The sequence below is a fragment of the Sphingobacterium sp. R2 genome (genome assembly GCF_040760075.1).
GTDB lineage: Bacteria > Bacteroidota > Bacteroidia > Sphingobacteriales > Sphingobacteriaceae > Sphingobacterium.
Genome location: NZ_CP142884.1, coordinates 3,241,399 through 3,259,140, shown reverse-complemented (window position 1 = coordinate 3,259,140; position 17,742 = coordinate 3,241,399). Strand labels below are relative to the sequence as shown.

General features: G+C 41.6%; 13 protein-coding genes. 4 read left to right on the top strand and 9 right to left on the bottom strand.

Going from position 1 to position 17,742, the window contains the following annotated elements; all coding sequences use genetic code 11:
* Positions 1-69 precede the first annotated feature (69 nt).
* The 3 genes from VXM68_RS13435 to yihA all read right to left on the bottom strand — a co-directional run bounded on the left by VXM68_RS13435 (position 70) and on the right by yihA (position 3,328).
* On the bottom strand, positions 70-1,746 hold the full coding sequence (locus VXM68_RS13435; RefSeq protein WP_367208981.1) for a PNGase F N-terminal domain-containing protein: 1,677 nt from the start codon (positions 1,744-1,746) through the stop codon (positions 70-72).
* Between the two features lie 79 nt (positions 1,747-1,825).
* Positions 1,826-2,680: a 4-hydroxybenzoate octaprenyltransferase gene (locus VXM68_RS13430; RefSeq protein WP_312362059.1), complete on the bottom strand. Its 855-nt coding sequence runs from the start codon at positions 2,678-2,680 to the stop codon at positions 1,826-1,828.
* A 6-nt stretch (positions 2,681-2,686) separates the two neighbouring features.
* Entirely contained in the window at positions 2,687-3,328 is a 642-nt protein-coding gene (yihA, locus tag VXM68_RS13425) for a ribosome biogenesis GTP-binding protein YihA/YsxC (protein WP_293955221.1), read from the bottom strand.
* Positions 3,329-3,700: 372 nt separating this feature from the next.
* On the opposite strand from yihA, the gene VXM68_RS13420 reads away from it, so the two are divergent.
* Complete coding sequence (locus tag VXM68_RS13420) at positions 3,701-4,636, top strand: ABC transporter ATP-binding protein (protein ID WP_367208980.1); 936 nt, start codon at positions 3,701-3,703, stop codon at positions 4,634-4,636.
* The gene (locus VXM68_RS13415) at positions 4,629-5,954 is read left to right on the top strand and encodes an ABC transporter permease (RefSeq protein WP_293955224.1); all 1,326 of its coding nucleotides are present in this window, start codon (positions 4,629-4,631) and stop codon (positions 5,952-5,954) included. Before VXM68_RS13420 ends, VXM68_RS13415 begins: the two co-directional genes overlap by 8 nt.
* A 151-nt stretch (positions 5,955-6,105) precedes the next feature.
* Here VXM68_RS13415 and VXM68_RS13410 read toward each other — a convergent pair whose 3' ends face one another.
* The 5 genes from VXM68_RS13410 to pheT form a co-directional block, all read right to left on the bottom strand.
* Positions 6,106-6,633, bottom strand: coding sequence for a hypothetical protein (locus VXM68_RS13410; RefSeq protein ID WP_293955227.1), 528 nt, complete (start codon positions 6,631-6,633; stop codon positions 6,106-6,108).
* A gap of 203 nt (positions 6,634-6,836) precedes the next feature.
* Entirely contained in the window at positions 6,837-8,390 is a 1,554-nt protein-coding gene (rny, locus tag VXM68_RS13405) for a ribonuclease Y (RefSeq protein ID WP_209575647.1), read from the bottom strand.
* 368 nt (positions 8,391-8,758) lie between these two features.
* Positions 8,759-9,049 carry a cell division protein ZapA gene (locus VXM68_RS13400; RefSeq protein ID WP_121123591.1) on the bottom strand — a complete coding sequence of 97 codons (291 nt, stop codon included), beginning with the start codon at positions 9,047-9,049 and terminating at the stop codon, positions 8,759-8,761.
* Between the two features lie 58 nt (positions 9,050-9,107).
* Positions 9,108-9,413 (bottom strand): hypothetical protein, encoded by a 306-nt coding sequence (locus tag VXM68_RS13395; RefSeq protein WP_209575649.1) that lies wholly within the window; start codon positions 9,411-9,413, stop codon positions 9,108-9,110.
* Between the two features lie 40 nt (positions 9,414-9,453).
* A complete protein-coding gene (gene pheT, locus VXM68_RS13390) occupies positions 9,454-11,850 on the bottom strand; it encodes a phenylalanine--tRNA ligase subunit beta (RefSeq protein WP_367208979.1) in 2,397 nt (798 codons plus the stop codon).
* A 196-nt stretch (positions 11,851-12,046) separates the two neighbouring features.
* On the opposite strand from pheT, the gene purL reads away from it, so the two are divergent.
* Complete coding sequence (gene purL, locus VXM68_RS13385; protein WP_367208977.1) at positions 12,047-15,778, top strand: phosphoribosylformylglycinamidine synthase; 3,732 nt, start codon at positions 12,047-12,049, stop codon at positions 15,776-15,778.
* 58 nt (positions 15,779-15,836) lie between these two features.
* Here purL and VXM68_RS13380 read toward each other — a convergent pair whose 3' ends face one another.
* Positions 15,837-16,751 carry an AEC family transporter gene (locus VXM68_RS13380; RefSeq protein WP_367208976.1) on the bottom strand — a complete coding sequence of 305 codons (915 nt, stop codon included), beginning with the start codon at positions 16,749-16,751 and terminating at the stop codon, positions 15,837-15,839.
* Between the two features lie 108 nt (positions 16,752-16,859).
* Here VXM68_RS13380 and VXM68_RS13375 point away from each other — a divergent pair, with 108 nt between their 5' ends.
* The gene (locus VXM68_RS13375; protein WP_367208975.1) at positions 16,860-17,699 is read left to right on the top strand and encodes an AraC family transcriptional regulator; all 840 of its coding nucleotides are present in this window, start codon (positions 16,860-16,862) and stop codon (positions 17,697-17,699) included.
* Positions 17,700-17,742: the final 43 nt, after the last annotated feature.

The following is a 17,742-nucleotide window of genomic DNA, read 5'->3' as shown; positions in this document are numbered from 1 at the left end:
AATAAAAATGAGGGAATATCGCTGTCATGTATCCCCATACGATGGCACATGACAGCGATGAAAAAATCATTAATCGAATAACAAAGTACCCGTTACATTCCAGCTACTAAAACTCGTTCCTTCAGGAGCTCCTTGTGGAATCTGTACCTGCATCGTGTGGTCGCCCGCTTTTAAATCGCCCAAGTCGATGTAAATGGGTGGCGTTAAGGTACCCGGACACCAATTGGAACGGCTCAGATCAGAGGAAGACAAGCCGGAAGCAAAATTGCCTGAAGCTGGATTAAACAATCGATAAGACCCGCAATCGTTGCGCCAAGGTGTATATTTAAAAAGCAGCGAATCGTTGAGGAAAATACGGTTTTCCTTAGGCACAAATTCATCACCGTTACCCCAGCCCCCATGACCAGTGGTAATATAGCGTAATTGCACATTTTTAGCGTCTTGGTCCAAATGAAAGGATACTCTCAAGCCCTTCTCCTCATCGAACATAGATCCATACTCCTGACCTCCCATTTCCATGACATTGGTCGTCGTAAATAAAGACATCGTCTTTTTCAGATTGCCCTGTGACGCAGCATCGAAGCCAGGATGTATCGTCAACTCAACGCTCACTTCATGTCCCTCTTTATCATAGTTACCAATAAAGGCCCCCACATAAACCTCCTGTCCGCTTAGCATACCTGCTAATTCAGATACATCTTGACGGTACAGCACCGAGTCCTGCCAAACCTTATCCTTTAACTGAAGATAGTTAAATTGCTTAACACCAAAGGGTGTAAAGAAACGCATCAATTCCACAATGGGTTCAAACGAAGCTGTTTTCACAACACCTTGATAAGCTTTACCATTTCCATTCTCATACTTCGGCAGGGTGCCCACGCCATTTTTCATCCCATCCAAAAAGCTCTGCGCTTTATTGGTCGGGATGATAAAAACTGAACCGGTGCGATCATAGGCATCACCTTTTGATTGTTCCACCAACTGCACAAATACATTGTCACTGGTCTTTATTTTTGGGATTCTCACCTTTTTCACCAACACAGTTCCATTGGCAAAACGCAAAATAGAATCCGACTTTACATCATCTGAAAAACGTATGCGTTCCTTCCGAAAAACAGGTATTTGGACAAAACGATTCTTCCAGATCAGATCTTTATAAGCGAGTTCATCGTACAATTTTTCATTTCCTTTTAGCCGCAGTTGATCCGGTATCGTCTTTACTTTTTCAACTCTGGTGGCAAAAGTCCGTGTATTCCCATTACGGATTACCTCAAGTACCAAACCAAGGTTCTGACCAAGTTCCGTCGGCGCACCCTTTACCCCTAATTTATCCGTGTACCAAACTTCTATTTTATTGGAATTGATGCTGGTCTCAACTTTTTTGCACGGATAGCCCAAGATCGTTTTAGTCACGTCTGTCGTGTTAAATTTTTGCTTCGAAAGCGCGAGTGAATCTTTGGTTAAAATGATTGACCCGTCTTTGAGTTTAGCAATTTTAAGTAAGGCATTACCTCCGGAACGATCCACGACAACCCGTTCGTAGGGTGCTTGCAACAGTCCCTGCATTTCTTTCTCTGAACTGACGAACGTCTCTTTCTCGTTTGCATAAACCAGAATGGCATTCTGATGGGCAGCTGCATTTCCATTGAAACTTTGGTTATATTGAATCACATAAGTCGGCCGCTTTTGTGCCCGTGATGTTAATGAAATACCTAAAATCGCGGCAAAAAGAATACTTTTCTTCATATCATGTGTGTTGGTTTAGACGCAAAAATAATAAAGGCTTTAGGAATTCCTAAAGCCTTTATTATTTTTGCTAAAACGTTTATTTGATCAGCCAGATATCCAAGAGATAGAAAACCGCAAAAATCACGGAGGCATAACCATTGGTTGTCATAAAGTCCCGATTAACCCGACTTAAATTAGTCGATGAAAACAGGGTATGCTGGTAAATCAGCAAGGCACCGTAAAAGACCACCCCTAAATAATAAATCCAGCCCACCGGCATCAGAAATGCGGGTATTAAAATAAAAATAAAAGAAAACACATGTAGGCATTCCGAAACGCGCATGGCACCTTTCGTCCCTAACCAAACCGGTATAGAATTGAGCTGGTTTTCCCGATCAAACACTTCATCCTGCAGTGCATATATAATATCAAATCCACTTACCCAGGTCAGCACGGCAAAGCCATAAAGCACTGGCACTGTTGCAAACTGCCCGGTAATCACCATATAGGCGCCTATTGGCGCCAATCCCAGCCCAGCCCCCAACACAAGGTGACATAACGGTGTTATACGCTTCGTGTAAGAATAGAAAAGTACCACAAAAAGCGCTACTGGCGACAGCATAAAACAGAGAGAATTAATAAAATACGTCGCCCCTATAAAAATGAGGCAATTTACAAGTGTAAAGACCAGCGCATTATTCGCTGAAATCTTTCCTGAAGGAATATCACGCATGGCCGTCCTTGGATTTATCGCATCAATATCTCTATCCAGATAGCGATTGAACGCCATAGCGGCATTACGAGCCGTTACCATGCATACAAGCATCAGTACTAATAATTTCCACGAAAAGGCATATTCCGTTGTATGCAGTGCCAAAAAAAAGCCGATAAAGGCAAATGGCAATGCAAATACACTGTGGGCGAATAAAACTAAAGACAAATATTTTTTCATCCGAACTTAAAATCTAGGCTGGAACTGTCCGTTTCCATCCAGCTCAGGAGGAACAAATCGGCTATTAACTTCAGCAATAGCGTCCAAAATAGGCTCATGTCCTATTTTCTTTTCCGCCGAGGTCAGGAAAATCTGTGGGACCTCCTCAAACCATTGTAGCAATGATTTTTTAAACTTCGCAACATTAGCATCGGATTTCACTGCCGATTGCTTGTCGGCCTTGGTGAAAACCAACATAAAAGGCAACCCGCATTCTCCAAGCCAATAGCAGAAATCCAGGTCGATCTTTTGTGGTTCATGCCGGCTATCCACCAACACGAAAACGCATTGCAAATTATCCCGATGAGTTAAGTATCTGCGGATGAACTTTTCCCATTCATTACGACTCGTCTTTGAGGCTTTGGCAAAACCATATCCTGGCAAATCCACCAGATACCACGTGTCGTCGATGATAAAATGATTGATCAACTGGGTCTTACCTGGCTTTTGAGAGGTTTTGGCAAGTCCTTTTTTGTTGGTCATCGCATTAATCAATGATGATTTACCGACATTCGAACGTCCGATAAAAGCATACTCCGGCAAAGTTGGTGCTGGTAATTTGTCAACTCTCGTGTTACTACACACGAATTCGGCTTTTTTCACTTCCATGGAGCAAAGGTACGTTAAATCAATCCCTTTGACAAGATTTGTACAGCTTCTATCCCATAAAAAAGCTTTATTTCCCATTTTGTAAGATGAGGAACAAAATGTGCGCAATTATTTCTAACTTTCCACTCAAGCAACTGTCTAAATGACTACGCCACTGCCAAAGCAGTCACATCGCAAGCGCAATATTTACCATCGTGCCAATACAAGAAGCCGGTATACGTGTAAGATTAAAAAAACGCTCAAAACAAATTTTTCTACAGTGCTGTAACAATTCAGCGGAAAATGATACTAACCTATCAATAGCAATCAGTCATTAAGCGATAGCAAGCTTTATCAAACTTAACGTAAGAATTAAAATTAAACCTTCAATACATGTTACTCGAAATCAATCATGTCACCAAAGATTACGCCAATCACCGCGCATTGGACGATGTTTCCATTCAAATTCCCAAGGGAAAAATTTTTGGACTACTGGGGCCGAACGGTGCCGGAAAAACTTCACTAATCCGTATTATAAACCAAATTACAGCCCCCGATTCGGGTGAAATATTGTTTAATGGCGAGATTTTGGGCCCTAAGCATATTGCACAAATCGGTTATTTACCAGAAGAGCGCGGGTTATACAAAAAAATGAAAATTGGCGATCAAATGCTGTATTTGGCACAACTGAAAGGACTTTCAAAAAAAGAAGCACTGCTGCGCATTCAAAATTGGTGCGAACGTTTGGACATCACCTCCTGGTGGGACAAAAAAATAGAAGATCTCAGCAAGGGAATGCAGCAGAAAGTACAATTTGTTGCTACAGTCATCCATCAACCACAATTGATCATCCTGGATGAACCCTTTTCGGGATTCGACCCGGTCAATGCCAATATCATAAAAGAACAGATACTCCGTTTGAATCAAGAAGGTGCAACCATCATCTTCTCCACGCACCGAATGGAAACCGTAGAAGAACTCTGTGATAATATAGCCCTGATCAACCGATCAAAAAAAATATTGGATGGTGCTGTGCAAACCATTAAAAAAGAATACCGTAATCACACCTATAAACTAGAATATACAACAGCCGAAGATAATTTTCTTCTGTCCCATAACCCCCAGTTTGAAGTCATTGACACAAAAATGATCGACAAAACATATACCACTACAATTCAGTTAAATAACAATATTCATATCAATGAAGTGTTAATGCATTTAATACCCCGTATACAGCTCAATCAACTCATCGAAATCGTCCCCTCCATGGCCGATATTTTTATTCAAAAAGTTACCCAAGCCTCACCAATAGTCAACAATCATGCATAAAATACTACTAATTATCCAAAGAGAGTACCTGTCTAGAGTCAAGAAAAAATCCTTTATTGTCATGACCTTTGCCGTGCCACTATTTTTCTTCGCCCTATATGCAGGCATGTTTTATCTCACCAAAAAGAGCTTTAAAGATTCGCACAGCGAAGTCTTTGTCTTAGATGAACAAGGCGACTTTGCAAGCAAACTCCAAAATAATAAAAATGTAAGTTATACAGTTAGCACACTCAGTCTCCAAGCACAAAAAGCGCAGCTTGCCAAAAGTGAAGCAAAACAGTCGATTCTTTATATTCCCAAAGACATTTTATCCAGCCAAAAAGCGGAGCTTATTACGAGCGGAAAGACCAGTTTTGTCACACAGGAGATCATTACTGAGCAACTGGAAGAAATCATCCGTGAAAAGGAATATAAAGCCAGGGGTATCGACCTAAACATCATCCAATCGATTAAACCTAAAGTGGCCATTGATGCCAAAGAAATAACAGCCGACGGTGAAGAAAAGAACAGCAATACCGCCATCGCGATGGGTCTGGGCGTTGCTTTGGCTATCTTAGTCTATCTATCATTATTTCTATATGGAGCCCAGGTCATGCGAGGCATCATCGAAGAGAAAAGCAATCGCATCATCGAAGTTATTATTTCCTCTGTCAAACCCTTTCAGCTTATGATGGGCAAAATTGTCGGAATCGGTATGGTCGGCCTGACACAATTTGTCATGTGGCTGTTGCTTACGAGTGGCCTATTTATTACCGCAACGATCTTATTTGTCAATCCTCAGGACATGCAGGAGGTAGCGGCGAGCCAGCCTGGAGGAGGTAACATGAGCACTGTTTCAAAAGCAATGGCGCAAAATGGATCAGCGGCCATCCTTAGTTCGATACAAAGCTTTAACTTTACCGAAGTCATCATTTTTTTCTTTCTATTTTTTATCGCCGGTTATCTATTGTACAGTGCGATTTTCGCAGCTGCTGGTTCTGCTGTCGATAATGAAACCGAGGCCAATCAATTCTCTATGCCCATTACCATGCCGTTGTTATTAACGTACATCCTTTCATTCGGCGTTATTATCAATGATCCCAATGGTCCAATTGCAACCTGGTTGAGCTTTATTCCGTTCACCTCACCTATCGCCATGCTGGTACGCATACCTTTCGGCGTCCCTTTATGGCAGATCCTCACTTCATTGGCACTGCTCATAGCAACATTCCTGTTGGTGACTTGGGTTGCTGCACGGATCTATCGCGTAGGCATCCTGATCTATGGTAAGAAGGCTAATCTAAAGGAAATTATCAAATGGTTTAATTACAAAAGTTAGCTGCGGACAGCAGCAGCTACATCGCGATAAATGCGACACAGGTATTGCCAAAGCTCAAAAAAGCCAAATTGCAAGCAATTTGGCTTTTTTGATAGTTTCACGCATTAGCTTCGATCCTATTGCGCACGATCAGCACCTCAGGATCGTTCAACTAGTATCTTAATTTCAATTTTTTAAATACAAAATGCCACAGCCATATCGGTCCAACCAATAAAAATTGGAGAAACTGCTGCCCGGTAATATTCCCTTTCTCCTTCCCCTTTCCGAGAAATAGAGCAATAATAGAAATTAGTGCAATGCCAAGACACACCCAAATGACCGCTGGTCCACCATCTCGCTGTACATGCTCCAATTGTACGATAAAATAGCTCATACCCCCAATTGTGAATAATATCGCATAAGATAAGGTTGCCGACAGCTTTAAATAATAATAAATGACAATAGCAATGAAGAAAGAGCCCCAGTTTAAAAAAGTATGCCAATTGAGTTTTACCAGGAATTCGAATTGCGGAAATGGAATCATCCAGATCGCACCCATGATTCCAAAAAATAATAACGGCAAAAAGATGGCCTGAATCAGACGGTTAGTCGGATCCTGAAAATTAGCATCCAGCTCCGCAAAATACTTATCTACGGGGCGTAAAGGTTCGGCTTCTTGCACTTTCTTCTTTTGTTTCATTTGGCAAATTTAACAAATATTGTGCTTGCCTTACCCCTGTACACTAATAATATTCGCTATTTTTAAGTCTGCCATAAGTCATGAAACACCTTCGTGCGCTACAGCCGCATAACGTAGCAGATTTAATTCAATTTTTCGGATAATAAAAAAGCTCCAATCAGCAGATTGGAGCTTTTTTATTCGCAGTGTTGCGCTTGACAGGTCTATTTTGCGTAAGACACCGATCTCGTCTCGCGGATAACAGTAACTTTAATTTGTCCCGGATAAGTCATTTCCGTTTGGATACGGTTGGAAATATCCGCGGCCAATATTTCCGATTGCGCATCAGATACTCTCTCACTTTCCACGATCACACGAAGCTCACGTCCAGCTTGTATTGCAAAAGTTTTTTCAACACCAGGGTAAGATAGCGCCAAATCTTCCAGCTCTTTTAGACGCTTAATATAGCTTTCTACCACTTCGCGGCGTGCACCTGGGCGTGCCCCAGAAATTGCATCACAAGCCTGAACGATCGGAGATATTAAGGCTGTCATTTCGATCTCATCGTGGTGAGCGCCGATGGCGTTACATACATCAGGATGTTCTTTGTATTTCTCAGCAAGTTGCATTCCCAAAATAGCGTGTGGCAACTCAGGATTATCATCAGGCACTTTACCGATATCATGTAGTAACCCTGCGCGCTTTGCGTGCTTAACATTCAGGCCAAGCTCTGCAGCCATTGTTGCCGCAAAATTAGCCACTTCACGAGAGTGTTGTAAAAGATTCTGTCCGTAAGACGAACGGTAACGCATACGTCCTACCATACGGATCAATTCGGGGTGCAAACCATGTATTCCTAAATCAATCGCTGTACGCTCGCCAATTTCTACAATCTCATCTTCAATTTGAGTCCGTGTTTTTGCGACCACTTCTTCAATGCGGGCTGGGTGAATACGACCATCGGTTACCAAACGGTGTAAGGCCAGACGCGCAATTTCGCGTCGTACCGGATCAAAACCAGAGAGAATAATTGCTTCCGGGGTATCATCTACGATGATTTCAACTCCTGTTGCAGCTTCTAGCGCACGAATATTACGTCCCTCACGACCAATAATACGGCCTTTGATTTCGTCATTTTCGATATTGAAAATTGAAACGGTATTTTCGATGGCCGATTCAGTAGCTGTACGTTGGATCGTTTGGATTACTACCTTCTTAGCCTCTTTAGTCGCCGTCAGTTTTGCCTCATCCACTATATCCTTGATTTGAATCATAGCTTGTGAACGCGCTTCTTCACGTAAAGAATCTACCAATTGGTTTCTCGCTTCGTCTGCAGTTACACCAGCGATGCTCTCCAGTTGCTTAATCTGCTGTAATTTTAAGGACTCTACTTCTTCGGATTTCTTTTCGTTCAACTCAACCAACTTATCCAATTGCTTTTTCTTTGTATCCACCTCTTGCTTATCGCGGTTGATGTTTTCCAGTTTTTGGTTAATTGACTGCTCTTTTTGTCTCAACGTATTTTCCTTTTGATTGATGGCATTGTTACGTTGGTTCACTTCTTTTTCGTGTTCAGATTTTAATTGAAGGAACTTTTCTTTAGCCTCCAACAGGCGTTTCTTCTTGATGAGTTCCCCTTCCTGCTCTGCATCTTTCAGTATGCTATTTACCTTATCTTTGGCTTCCTGTTCTTGTTTTTTAAACAACAGAACCAATAGATAACGACCTATAACAACACCAACAATCAGAGAAATTATGCTATAAATTGCGATGTCCATGTATGTATAATTGTATTATTTATGTTTGTTTTTATTAATTAAATCCTAATCTGTGTTCCAATTTCCATAAAATCATCATTCGTCCTTTTCAATCCTGAGAGTTGATCTAGCCAAAAGCTTACGAGCGCGATGCGCCCCTGAGGACTTCATGACAAAAAAAAAACCGCAATTAAATTTAAACAGGTATCATGTATTATTAAACTTCGAGATTACATAATTAGGCTTAGATTGTGACCCAGATGGCTTTCGCAAAATGGCCTATATCTTTTTGCGCCTGTAATATTGAAGCGTTAAGTTTAAAATAGTGACAACCCGAATTTAATTGCGGCAAATTCGTCGTTTAAGCTCTAAATATAAAGAACGTAAATTTATTTTTTAAAGAAATCCGTCAACAACTGATCAAGTTCCTGCACTGAATTTTCCAAACCCACTTCGTGATTTTGGGACTGTCGCTCGGCATTGAGCATACGCGTCGCAAATTGCAATACACACATGGACAACAAATCCTGCTTATCTCGCACAGTATAGTTTTCCTGCAATTCCTTTATTTTTTCATTTATCAATTTCGCAGCATGTCGTATTACTTCCTCTTCCGCGCTCTCCACACGAAGCGGGTAAACACGATCTGCGATATTTATTTTTATGGAAATTTCTCCCATTTCTTTGAGCTTTTTAACGTTGTATTCGTTTGAATGAATCCGACTTCACGTATCCTTACTACTTCAGCAAACTAATACACTTGTCTATTTCCCGCACAAAATCGTTAATTTTTTGTTTTGTGTCAAGTATTTTTTCATTAATTGCATCTTTATCCGTTTCTGAATCTAAAGTACGGGCCACCGCCAGTGCTTTAACCTTCTCTTCCAACTGCTTGCTTTTATCGTTGCTCGCATCGAAAGCTACCTTTAAAGATTGTACCTCTAATTTAAGCAAATCATTTTCTTCTTGCAAGACTTCGCACAATTGAATTAAATTTTTCGTTTTCTCAACGATCAGATTCATTTGTGAAGACAATGTTGCCATATTATAAATTGAATATTACCAATTAATGTTGTATCTCGCATTAACCACGCACTTCCGCGCCTAGTTCCTTCTCAAAATTAACAATTAATTTTTGAACTATTGCATCAATTTGCTTATCATTCAGTGTTTTTTCTTCATCCTGTAAGATAAAGCTCAGAGCATAAGACTTTTTCCCTTCCGGAATTTTGTTACCTTTATACACATCAAACACATTTATAGCCTTCAAAAGCTTGCGCTCGGTTTTTTGAGCCACCAAATGTAACTTATCAAAACTTACATTTTCATCGATCAATAGCGACAAATCTCGGCGTACAGCCGGGAATTTCGAAACTTCTTTATACTGAATACTGTTTTTACGAATAATTTTCATTAAAACATCCCAGTCAAAGTCAGCAAAGAAAACTTGCCCCTCCACATCCGCTTTTTTCAAATCGTTCTGGGCTACCGCACCAAAAGAAACCAAGCATTTTTGGCCTTTCATATAGTCCAAGCCATAAGCAAAATGTGCGCTCGACGTATCTTGTATTTGAACACCTTCAATTTTCAGCCGTCTGATAAAGGTATCTACGGCTGCTTTGAGGTGATAGAAATTGACCGCATCTTTCTCGCTATTCCATTGCTCTGGCTCATTTTTGCCTGCCATCGCAAAAACAAGGTGCTGTGTTTCTTTATAACCTTCACCATCCAATGCATAGGTCTTACCGAACTCAAAGAACTTTAGATCAAAATTTCTGCGCTTCTGATTATATTCAATAGCATTCAGCATCGAAAAAACCATATTTTGACGCATCGTATCCAAATCCGAACTCAATGGATTATACAGCTTAACCGCTGTATCACTATCATCGACAAAATCTAGCTTCGTCAATGAATTGGATAGGATCTCACGAAATCCATTAGCGATGAGCAGATCGGCCAATTGATTCAAGACAACTTCCTTATCAGGCTTTTCGACCGTATTCAAAGATGCCTTAATTTGCGACTTCAACTCAATGTTATTGTAGCCATAAATCCGTAATACCTCTTCGACAACATCCACTTCACGTGTTACGTCAACGCGATAAGCCGGTACCAGCACATCAAGGCCCTCTTCCGTTTCAGCAGCTACCTCAATGCCAAGTGCAACAATAATAGATTTAATTTCTTGGGTTGGAATCTCCTGCCCGATCAAACGAATCACGTTTGCATAGCTAACGTGGAACGAAAACGGTTTGACCTCGACGGGGTACTCATCTTTAAGCGTCGATGAAATTGTTCCACCCGCAATTTCCTGAATCAATAATGCCGCACGTTTCAACGCCTCAACCGTAATATTCGGATCAGTACCGCGTTCGAAACGGAACGAAGAATCTGTCTTTAAGCCATGCCTTTTGGAGGTCTTCCGTACAGAAACAGCATTGAAATAGGCCGATTCTAAAAATACATTGGTCGTTTCGGCTGATACACCTGAATGTGCGCCGCCAAAGACACCCGCAATACACATCGGTTTTTCCGCATCCGCAATCACTACATCCTCTGCAGATAAGGTACGCTCAACACCGTCAAGCGTAACAAATTTTTCACCTTCTGTCGCCAGGCGAACAACAACTTTATTCCCTGCAATTTTATCGGCATCAAAAGCATGCATTGGCTGCCCTAAGTCGTGCAGGATATAATTCGTTACGTCGACAATAGTATTGATCGGACGTACACCGATCACATTTAATTTCTCTTTCAACCAATCTGGAGATTCGCCAACGCGAACACCAGTAATATTAATACCGCTGTAACGCGGGCAGGCCTGCGCATCTGCCACGACAACTGTCGTTCCCTCAGCCTTTCCGGCCGCAAATGCAGAAACATCTGCCTTTAAAACTTGCGCACGGAAATGCGCAGCAATATCTCTGGCAACTCCCAAATGCGAAGCTGCATCTGCACGATTTGGTGTTAAACCAATTTCGTAACGGTAATCATCCTGGACATTGAAGTGTTCTTTCACCAAAGTCCCTACAGCCACTTCAGCCGGCAACTCCACAATTCCTGCATGGGATGTTCCTAAACCAATTTCATCTTCCCCGCACAACATACCCTCGGAAACTTCGCCACGAATTTTGGATTTAGTAATTTTAAAAGGCTCCCCTGTCAATGGATGACACGTAGTACCTACCGTAGCAACAATAACTTTCAAGCCTGTGCGGCAGTTTGGAGCGCCGCACACAATGTGCAACAAGTCCGGTCCGCCGACATCAACCGTAGTTACGCGCAATTTATCTGCGTTAGGATGCTGTTCACAAGTTTTCACTTCACCAACCACCAAGCCATCTAATCCACCGGGGATACTCTGTACAACGTCCAAAGCCTCTACTTCCAATCCTGTATTGGTCAGAATTAAAGAGAGTTCTTCTGGAGTTGAATCTATATTAACATGTTGTTTTAACCAATTATATGAAATATTCATCTCGAATTTGATTTGATCCACAAACTTAGATAAATTTGCGTTTATATCCAACGCCAATTTACCGTTAAACGAATTTATAACCCAACGCAACAGGGGAAATACACACCTTTTTTTTAATCAAAATTCGATCATTTCCACCAAAATAATATGTAACTTTGTGCTTTAATTTGAAGAACGTTCAAAACAAACATTTATAATGATTCATTTCTTTGAGAACCCATCGAACACTGTATATGGTGTTCAAAGTGTAAACTCTTTATCACAAGAAGACATTACTAAACTCAACTGGCTATTCGGCAACGCCAAAAAACTAGACGACCAAAACCTTAACCATTACTTTGTAGGACCCCGCGCTGCGATGGTTACTCCTTGGAGTACCAATGCGGTAGAAATCACACAAAACATGGGTATTGACGGCATTGTTCGCATTGAAGAATTTCAGCCGGTGTCAGAAGATTTCATTGACTTCGATCCAATGATTTCCCAAAAGTTCAGCATGCTGACGCAGGATATGTATACTGTCAACATCACGCCAGAACCGATAGTGGAAATCAAAGACATCGATGCCTACAATAAAGCAGAAGGACTAGCCCTCAATGCCGAAGAGGTTGGTTACCTTAATCAACTTTCGACCAAGTTAGGCCGCTTGCTCACAGATTCTGAAGTATTCGCCTTTTCACAAGCCAATTCTGAACACTGTAGACATAAGATTTTCAATGGTACCTTTATCATTGATGGCGAAGAACAACCGACTTCCCTGTTTAAATTGATCAAAAAGACGTCTGAGATTAATCCCAACGAGATTGTTTCGGCTTATAAAGATAACGTTGCTTTTGTTAAAGGTCCACGTGTCACACAGTTCGCTCCTAAATCTGCCGACAAACCTGATTTTTACGAAGAAAAACCTTTTGATTCGGTTTTATCTGTTAAAGCTGAAACGCACAATTTCCCCACTACTGTAGAGCCATTTTCCGGCGCAGCGACAGGATCGGGTGGCGAAATCCGGGATCGTATGGCGGGCGGCCAAGGTGCAATTCCATTGGCCGGTACAGCCGTATACATGACTGCTTATTCGCGATTGGAACAAAATAAATTTGACCTTCAGGCCGGAACTTTAACTGGCTCAGCAGAAGAACTCAACAAGACGCGTCCCTGGGAAAATGCGATGCAAGAGCGTCAATGGTTGTACCAAACCCCAGTTGACATCCTGATCAAAGCTTCCAACGGTGCTTCTGACTTCGGTAATAAGTTTGGTCAGCCCTTAATTACGGGTTCTGTATTGACCTTCGAGCATGAAGAGGATGGCCGTAAACTTGGTTACGACAAAGTCATTATGCAGGCCGGCGGTGTTGGCTATGGAAAACTGGATCAAGCGAAAAAACATACACCGAAAACCGGTGACAAAGTCGTTATCTTGGGCGGTGAAAATTACCGCATAGGAATGGGTGGAGCTGCTGTATCTTCTGCAGACACAGGGGCATTTGGTTCTGGAATTGAGCTTAATGCAATTCAGCGTTCCAATCCCGAAATGCAAAAACGTGCAGCGAATGCTGTTCGTGGATTAGTAGAGTCCGATCATAACCCCATTGTCTCTATCCACGATCATGGTGCAGGTGGTCACTTAAACTGTCTTTCCGAACTTGTTGAAGAGACCGGGGGGGTAATCGATCTGGATGCACTTCCTGTAGGCGACCCTACACTATCAGCAAAAGAAATTATTGGTAATGAATCGCAAGAACGTATGGGACTTGTGATCGCTAAAGATGATATTGACATCTTAAAACGTGTTGCCGATCGCGAACGCGCACCAATGTACACCGTGGGTGATGTTACTGGCGACCATCGTTTTACGTTCGAATCAAAAAGTACGGGTGAAAAACCAATGGATTATGCCCTTGAAGATTTCTTTGGCTCATCGCCAAAAACTTTCATGCACGATAAAACCGTAGTTCGTAACTACGCTGACCTTGCTTATGATGCAACCAACATTCCAAGTTACTTAAACCAAGTATTGCAATTAGAAGCTGTTGCTTCCAAAGATTGGTTAACCAACAAAGTCGACCGTTGTGTTGGTGGCCGTGTTGCCAAACAACAATGTGCTGGTCCATTGCAATTGCCGTTGAATAACGTTGGTGTAATGGCACTTGACTATAAAGGTAAAGAAGGTATTGCGACAACAATAGGTCACTCCCCTGTTGCTGCCTTAGTGGATCCGGCCGCAGCAAGCCGAACGGCTATTGCCGAATCGCTTTCCAATATTGTATTTGCTCCGATCAAAAATGGCCTTGCAGGAATCTCCCTATCGGCCAACTGGATGTGGGCAGCCAATAATGAAGGTGAAGACGCCCGCTTATACCAAGCTGTTAAAGCCTGCTCGGAATTTGCCATTGCGTTAGGGATTAATATCCCAACAGGAAAAGATTCCTTGTCGATGAAACAAAAATATCCAAACGGCGAAAACGTCATTGCCCCAGGCACTTTGATCATTTCTGCCGCAGGAAACTGTACTGATATCACCAAAGTGGTTGAACCTGTGCTGAACAAAACGGGTGGATCGATCTATTACATCAATTTATCAAAAGATCAGTTCAAATTGGGCGGGTCGTCATTTGGACAAATCATCAATAAATTGGGTACTGAGGTACCGACCATTCAGGATGCTGCTTATTTTAAAACAGCATTCAATACTGTACAGCAATTAATTCACGAAGGACAGATCGAAGCTGGTCACGATATCGGATCGGGTGGCTTAATTACCACCTTATTGGAAATGACCTTTGCCGATGTTAATCTTGGCGCCAACTATGACCTTTCAGCATTAAATGAATCTGATAGCGTAAAAGCCTTCTTTAATGAGAATATTGCACTTGTCCTGCAGGCGAAAGACGACGCTGCTTTTGAAGCGATTGTCAAGGAAGCTGCTGTGGACGCGGTTAAAATTGGTCAGGTGATCGAAGGTAATACGGTAACGATTAAAAATCAAGAAGCGGTATTTAGCTTTGATGTCGCAGCAACACGTGATGTATGGTCTACAACATCATTCCTTTTGGATTCAAAGCAATCTAAAAATGGAACAGCACAAGAACGCTTTGATAACTATAAAAAACAACCTTTAACTTTTTCTTTCCCAAGCCAATTCAAGGGTAAGAAACCAGTGATCGACAGCATTAAGGAACGTCCAAAAGCGGCCATTCTTCGTGAGAAAGGTTCCAACTCCGAACGCGAAATGGCTAACGCCATGTTCTTGGCAGGTTTTGATGTAAAAGATGTTCACATGACCGATTTGATCGCGGGTCGTGAGACATTGGAAGACATCCAATTTATTGGTGCTGTAGGTGGTTTCTCTAACTCCGACGTACTCGGATCAGCAAAAGGCTGGGCCGGAGCATTCCTTTACAATGAGAAAGCGAAAAAAGCGCTAACGGATTTCTTTGCTCGCCCAGACACGCTCTCTGTTGGTATATGTAACGGTTGCCAATTATTTATGGAACTCGAAATGATCAATCCTGAGCATGAAATACACGGAAAAATGGTGCACAACATTTCAGGCAAACATGAGTCAAACTTCGTTTCCGTAAAGGTGCAAGAGAACAATTCTGTGATGTTATCGACGTTAGCCGGAAGTACTTTGGGTGTTTGGATTTCACATGGTGAGGGAAAATTCAACCTTCCCTATGCTGAAGATCAATATAATATTGTCGCAAAATATGGATACGAACACTATCCGCACAACCCAAATGGTTCAGATTATAATACCGCGATGATCTGTGATAAGACTGGTCGCCACTTGGCTACTATGCCACATATTGAACGCTCGATTTTCCAATGGCATTGGGCAAATTACCCGAAAGGACGCCAAGATGAAGTTTCGCCTTGGATTGAAGCATTTGTCAATGCGCGCCAATGGATTGACACACATAGCAAATAGTCAAAAGAAAAAACTCCTTCACGTATCGAAGGAGTTTTTTCTTTTCATGCACCTGCTATTAGGGAAACAATATGCGAAGGGCAAAGTCCCAGACTAAGGTGGTCAGCAATCCGGCGAGGATACTAAAGCCGATGACCAGATTGACCAGTTTCGTATTTAAATGATATTGTTCGGCAATAATACCTGAAGTTACCAAAGTCGGCATGGCTGCTTCAAAAATGCTGATCCTTGCAATGGAACCTTTTACGCCCAACAATAAAGCAAATAAACAGACAAGCAGCGGTGCTAAAATCAATTTATAGGTTATTGCAGTGCTAATCTGCGATGCCTGCTGCTTCCAGCCATCAAACTTAAGCTGCAGACCAATAGAGAATAATGCCAAGGGTCCCACTGTGGCAACAAGCTTATCAAAAAAAGGCTTGGCAATGGATAGATCAAAAAATTGAGATAGCAGCAAGGCGGCAGTACAACCGATTAAAGGCGGAAAGCTAACCAGCTTTCGGAGCATAAATTTTGCATCAATAGTTTCCCCCTCATGTACATTTGCTTTCAGCGCATTGATAATTCCTGCTGTAGAAAGCAGGATAAAAGTCGTTTGGTCGCAAATAATCGCTATGGGTAACTGTGTCTCACCGAAATAAGCAATAATCAGGGGGAAACCGATAAAAGAGGTGTTACTATATCCTGCGGCCAGTTCCAAACTGCTGCGCGAACGTTGCTTATAGTTTTTACGTTTACAGTATAGCTCCATAAATAACCAACTACCTGCCCAAACGAGTATGGCCGAAAATACAGGAAACAGCAATTGTGAAGACCATGCGATCTTTGGAATATATTTAAAAGATACTGCTGGCAATGCAAAATAAAGAATCCAGGTATTGATGCCCTTATGTGCTTCGGAATGAATTAAATTTGTTCTCCGCAACAACATGCCTGCCGCGATACAAAATGCAATCATTATAAAATTAACCATGTTTAATACCAATTTATCCGACACAAAGGTGCAATAGTACAACAGGCAAAAACATGTACAAATACATTATTTTTATGTATATTTAGCAATGCTCAGACCCAAAAAGTAATGCGTAAAAAACAGTTTGAACCGCTACGGATCAGTGAATTTATCGAGGATAGCTTTCACCTGCCACCGCACGAACAGAATTACTATGAACTCGTTTATATTCGTTCGGGTAAAGGAACACATGTGATTAATAAATTTGAACTGAATTATGAGCGTGGCGATATCTTCCTGATTAGTCCAGCAGACATGCATTATTTTAAAATTGAGAAAAAGACACATTTCTTATTTATTTTGTTTACAGACGGCTACTTCCTGCAGAACATACGGAACCAAAAGCTTTATTCATGGGTCATGGAGCTGATGAACGATAAAGGCCTCAAGGAGCGCAAATTGAATATTGACGAACATTATCGTCTGATTTTTTCGCATGTGCTGGAAGCTGTCCGACTATATGCTGATACGGCTATTAGCCAGCATTCTGATTGGCTATTTGACCAACTTATTGCCATATTTGGGCTTTATAAACAGATATCGGAGGCGCAACGTTTGCCCCAGCAGCATGAATTATATAGTGATCGATCCATTTCGGCCTACATCCATCGCTATATCTTTTCACCTGAAAAACTCAAAGTCAGTATCCTGGCTCAGAAATTCAATATCGCTCCTTCCTATTTTGGTATCTATTTTAAGAAAAACTTTGGCACAAGCCTAAGGTCATATATCAATACCTACCGAATCGAGCTTATCGAAAACCGACTAAAATCCAAGGCTTACACACTGAAGCAGATTGCGGCAGAACTCGGATTTACAGACGAGAGCCATCTTTCACATTTCTACAAACGTGCCAAAGGATTCAGTCCGTTGTATTACCGAACCCAGCTGATTAAATCAAGTCCTTAAAGCAAAAGATTGAATACATTCGTCCACAGAAAGTCAATGGATT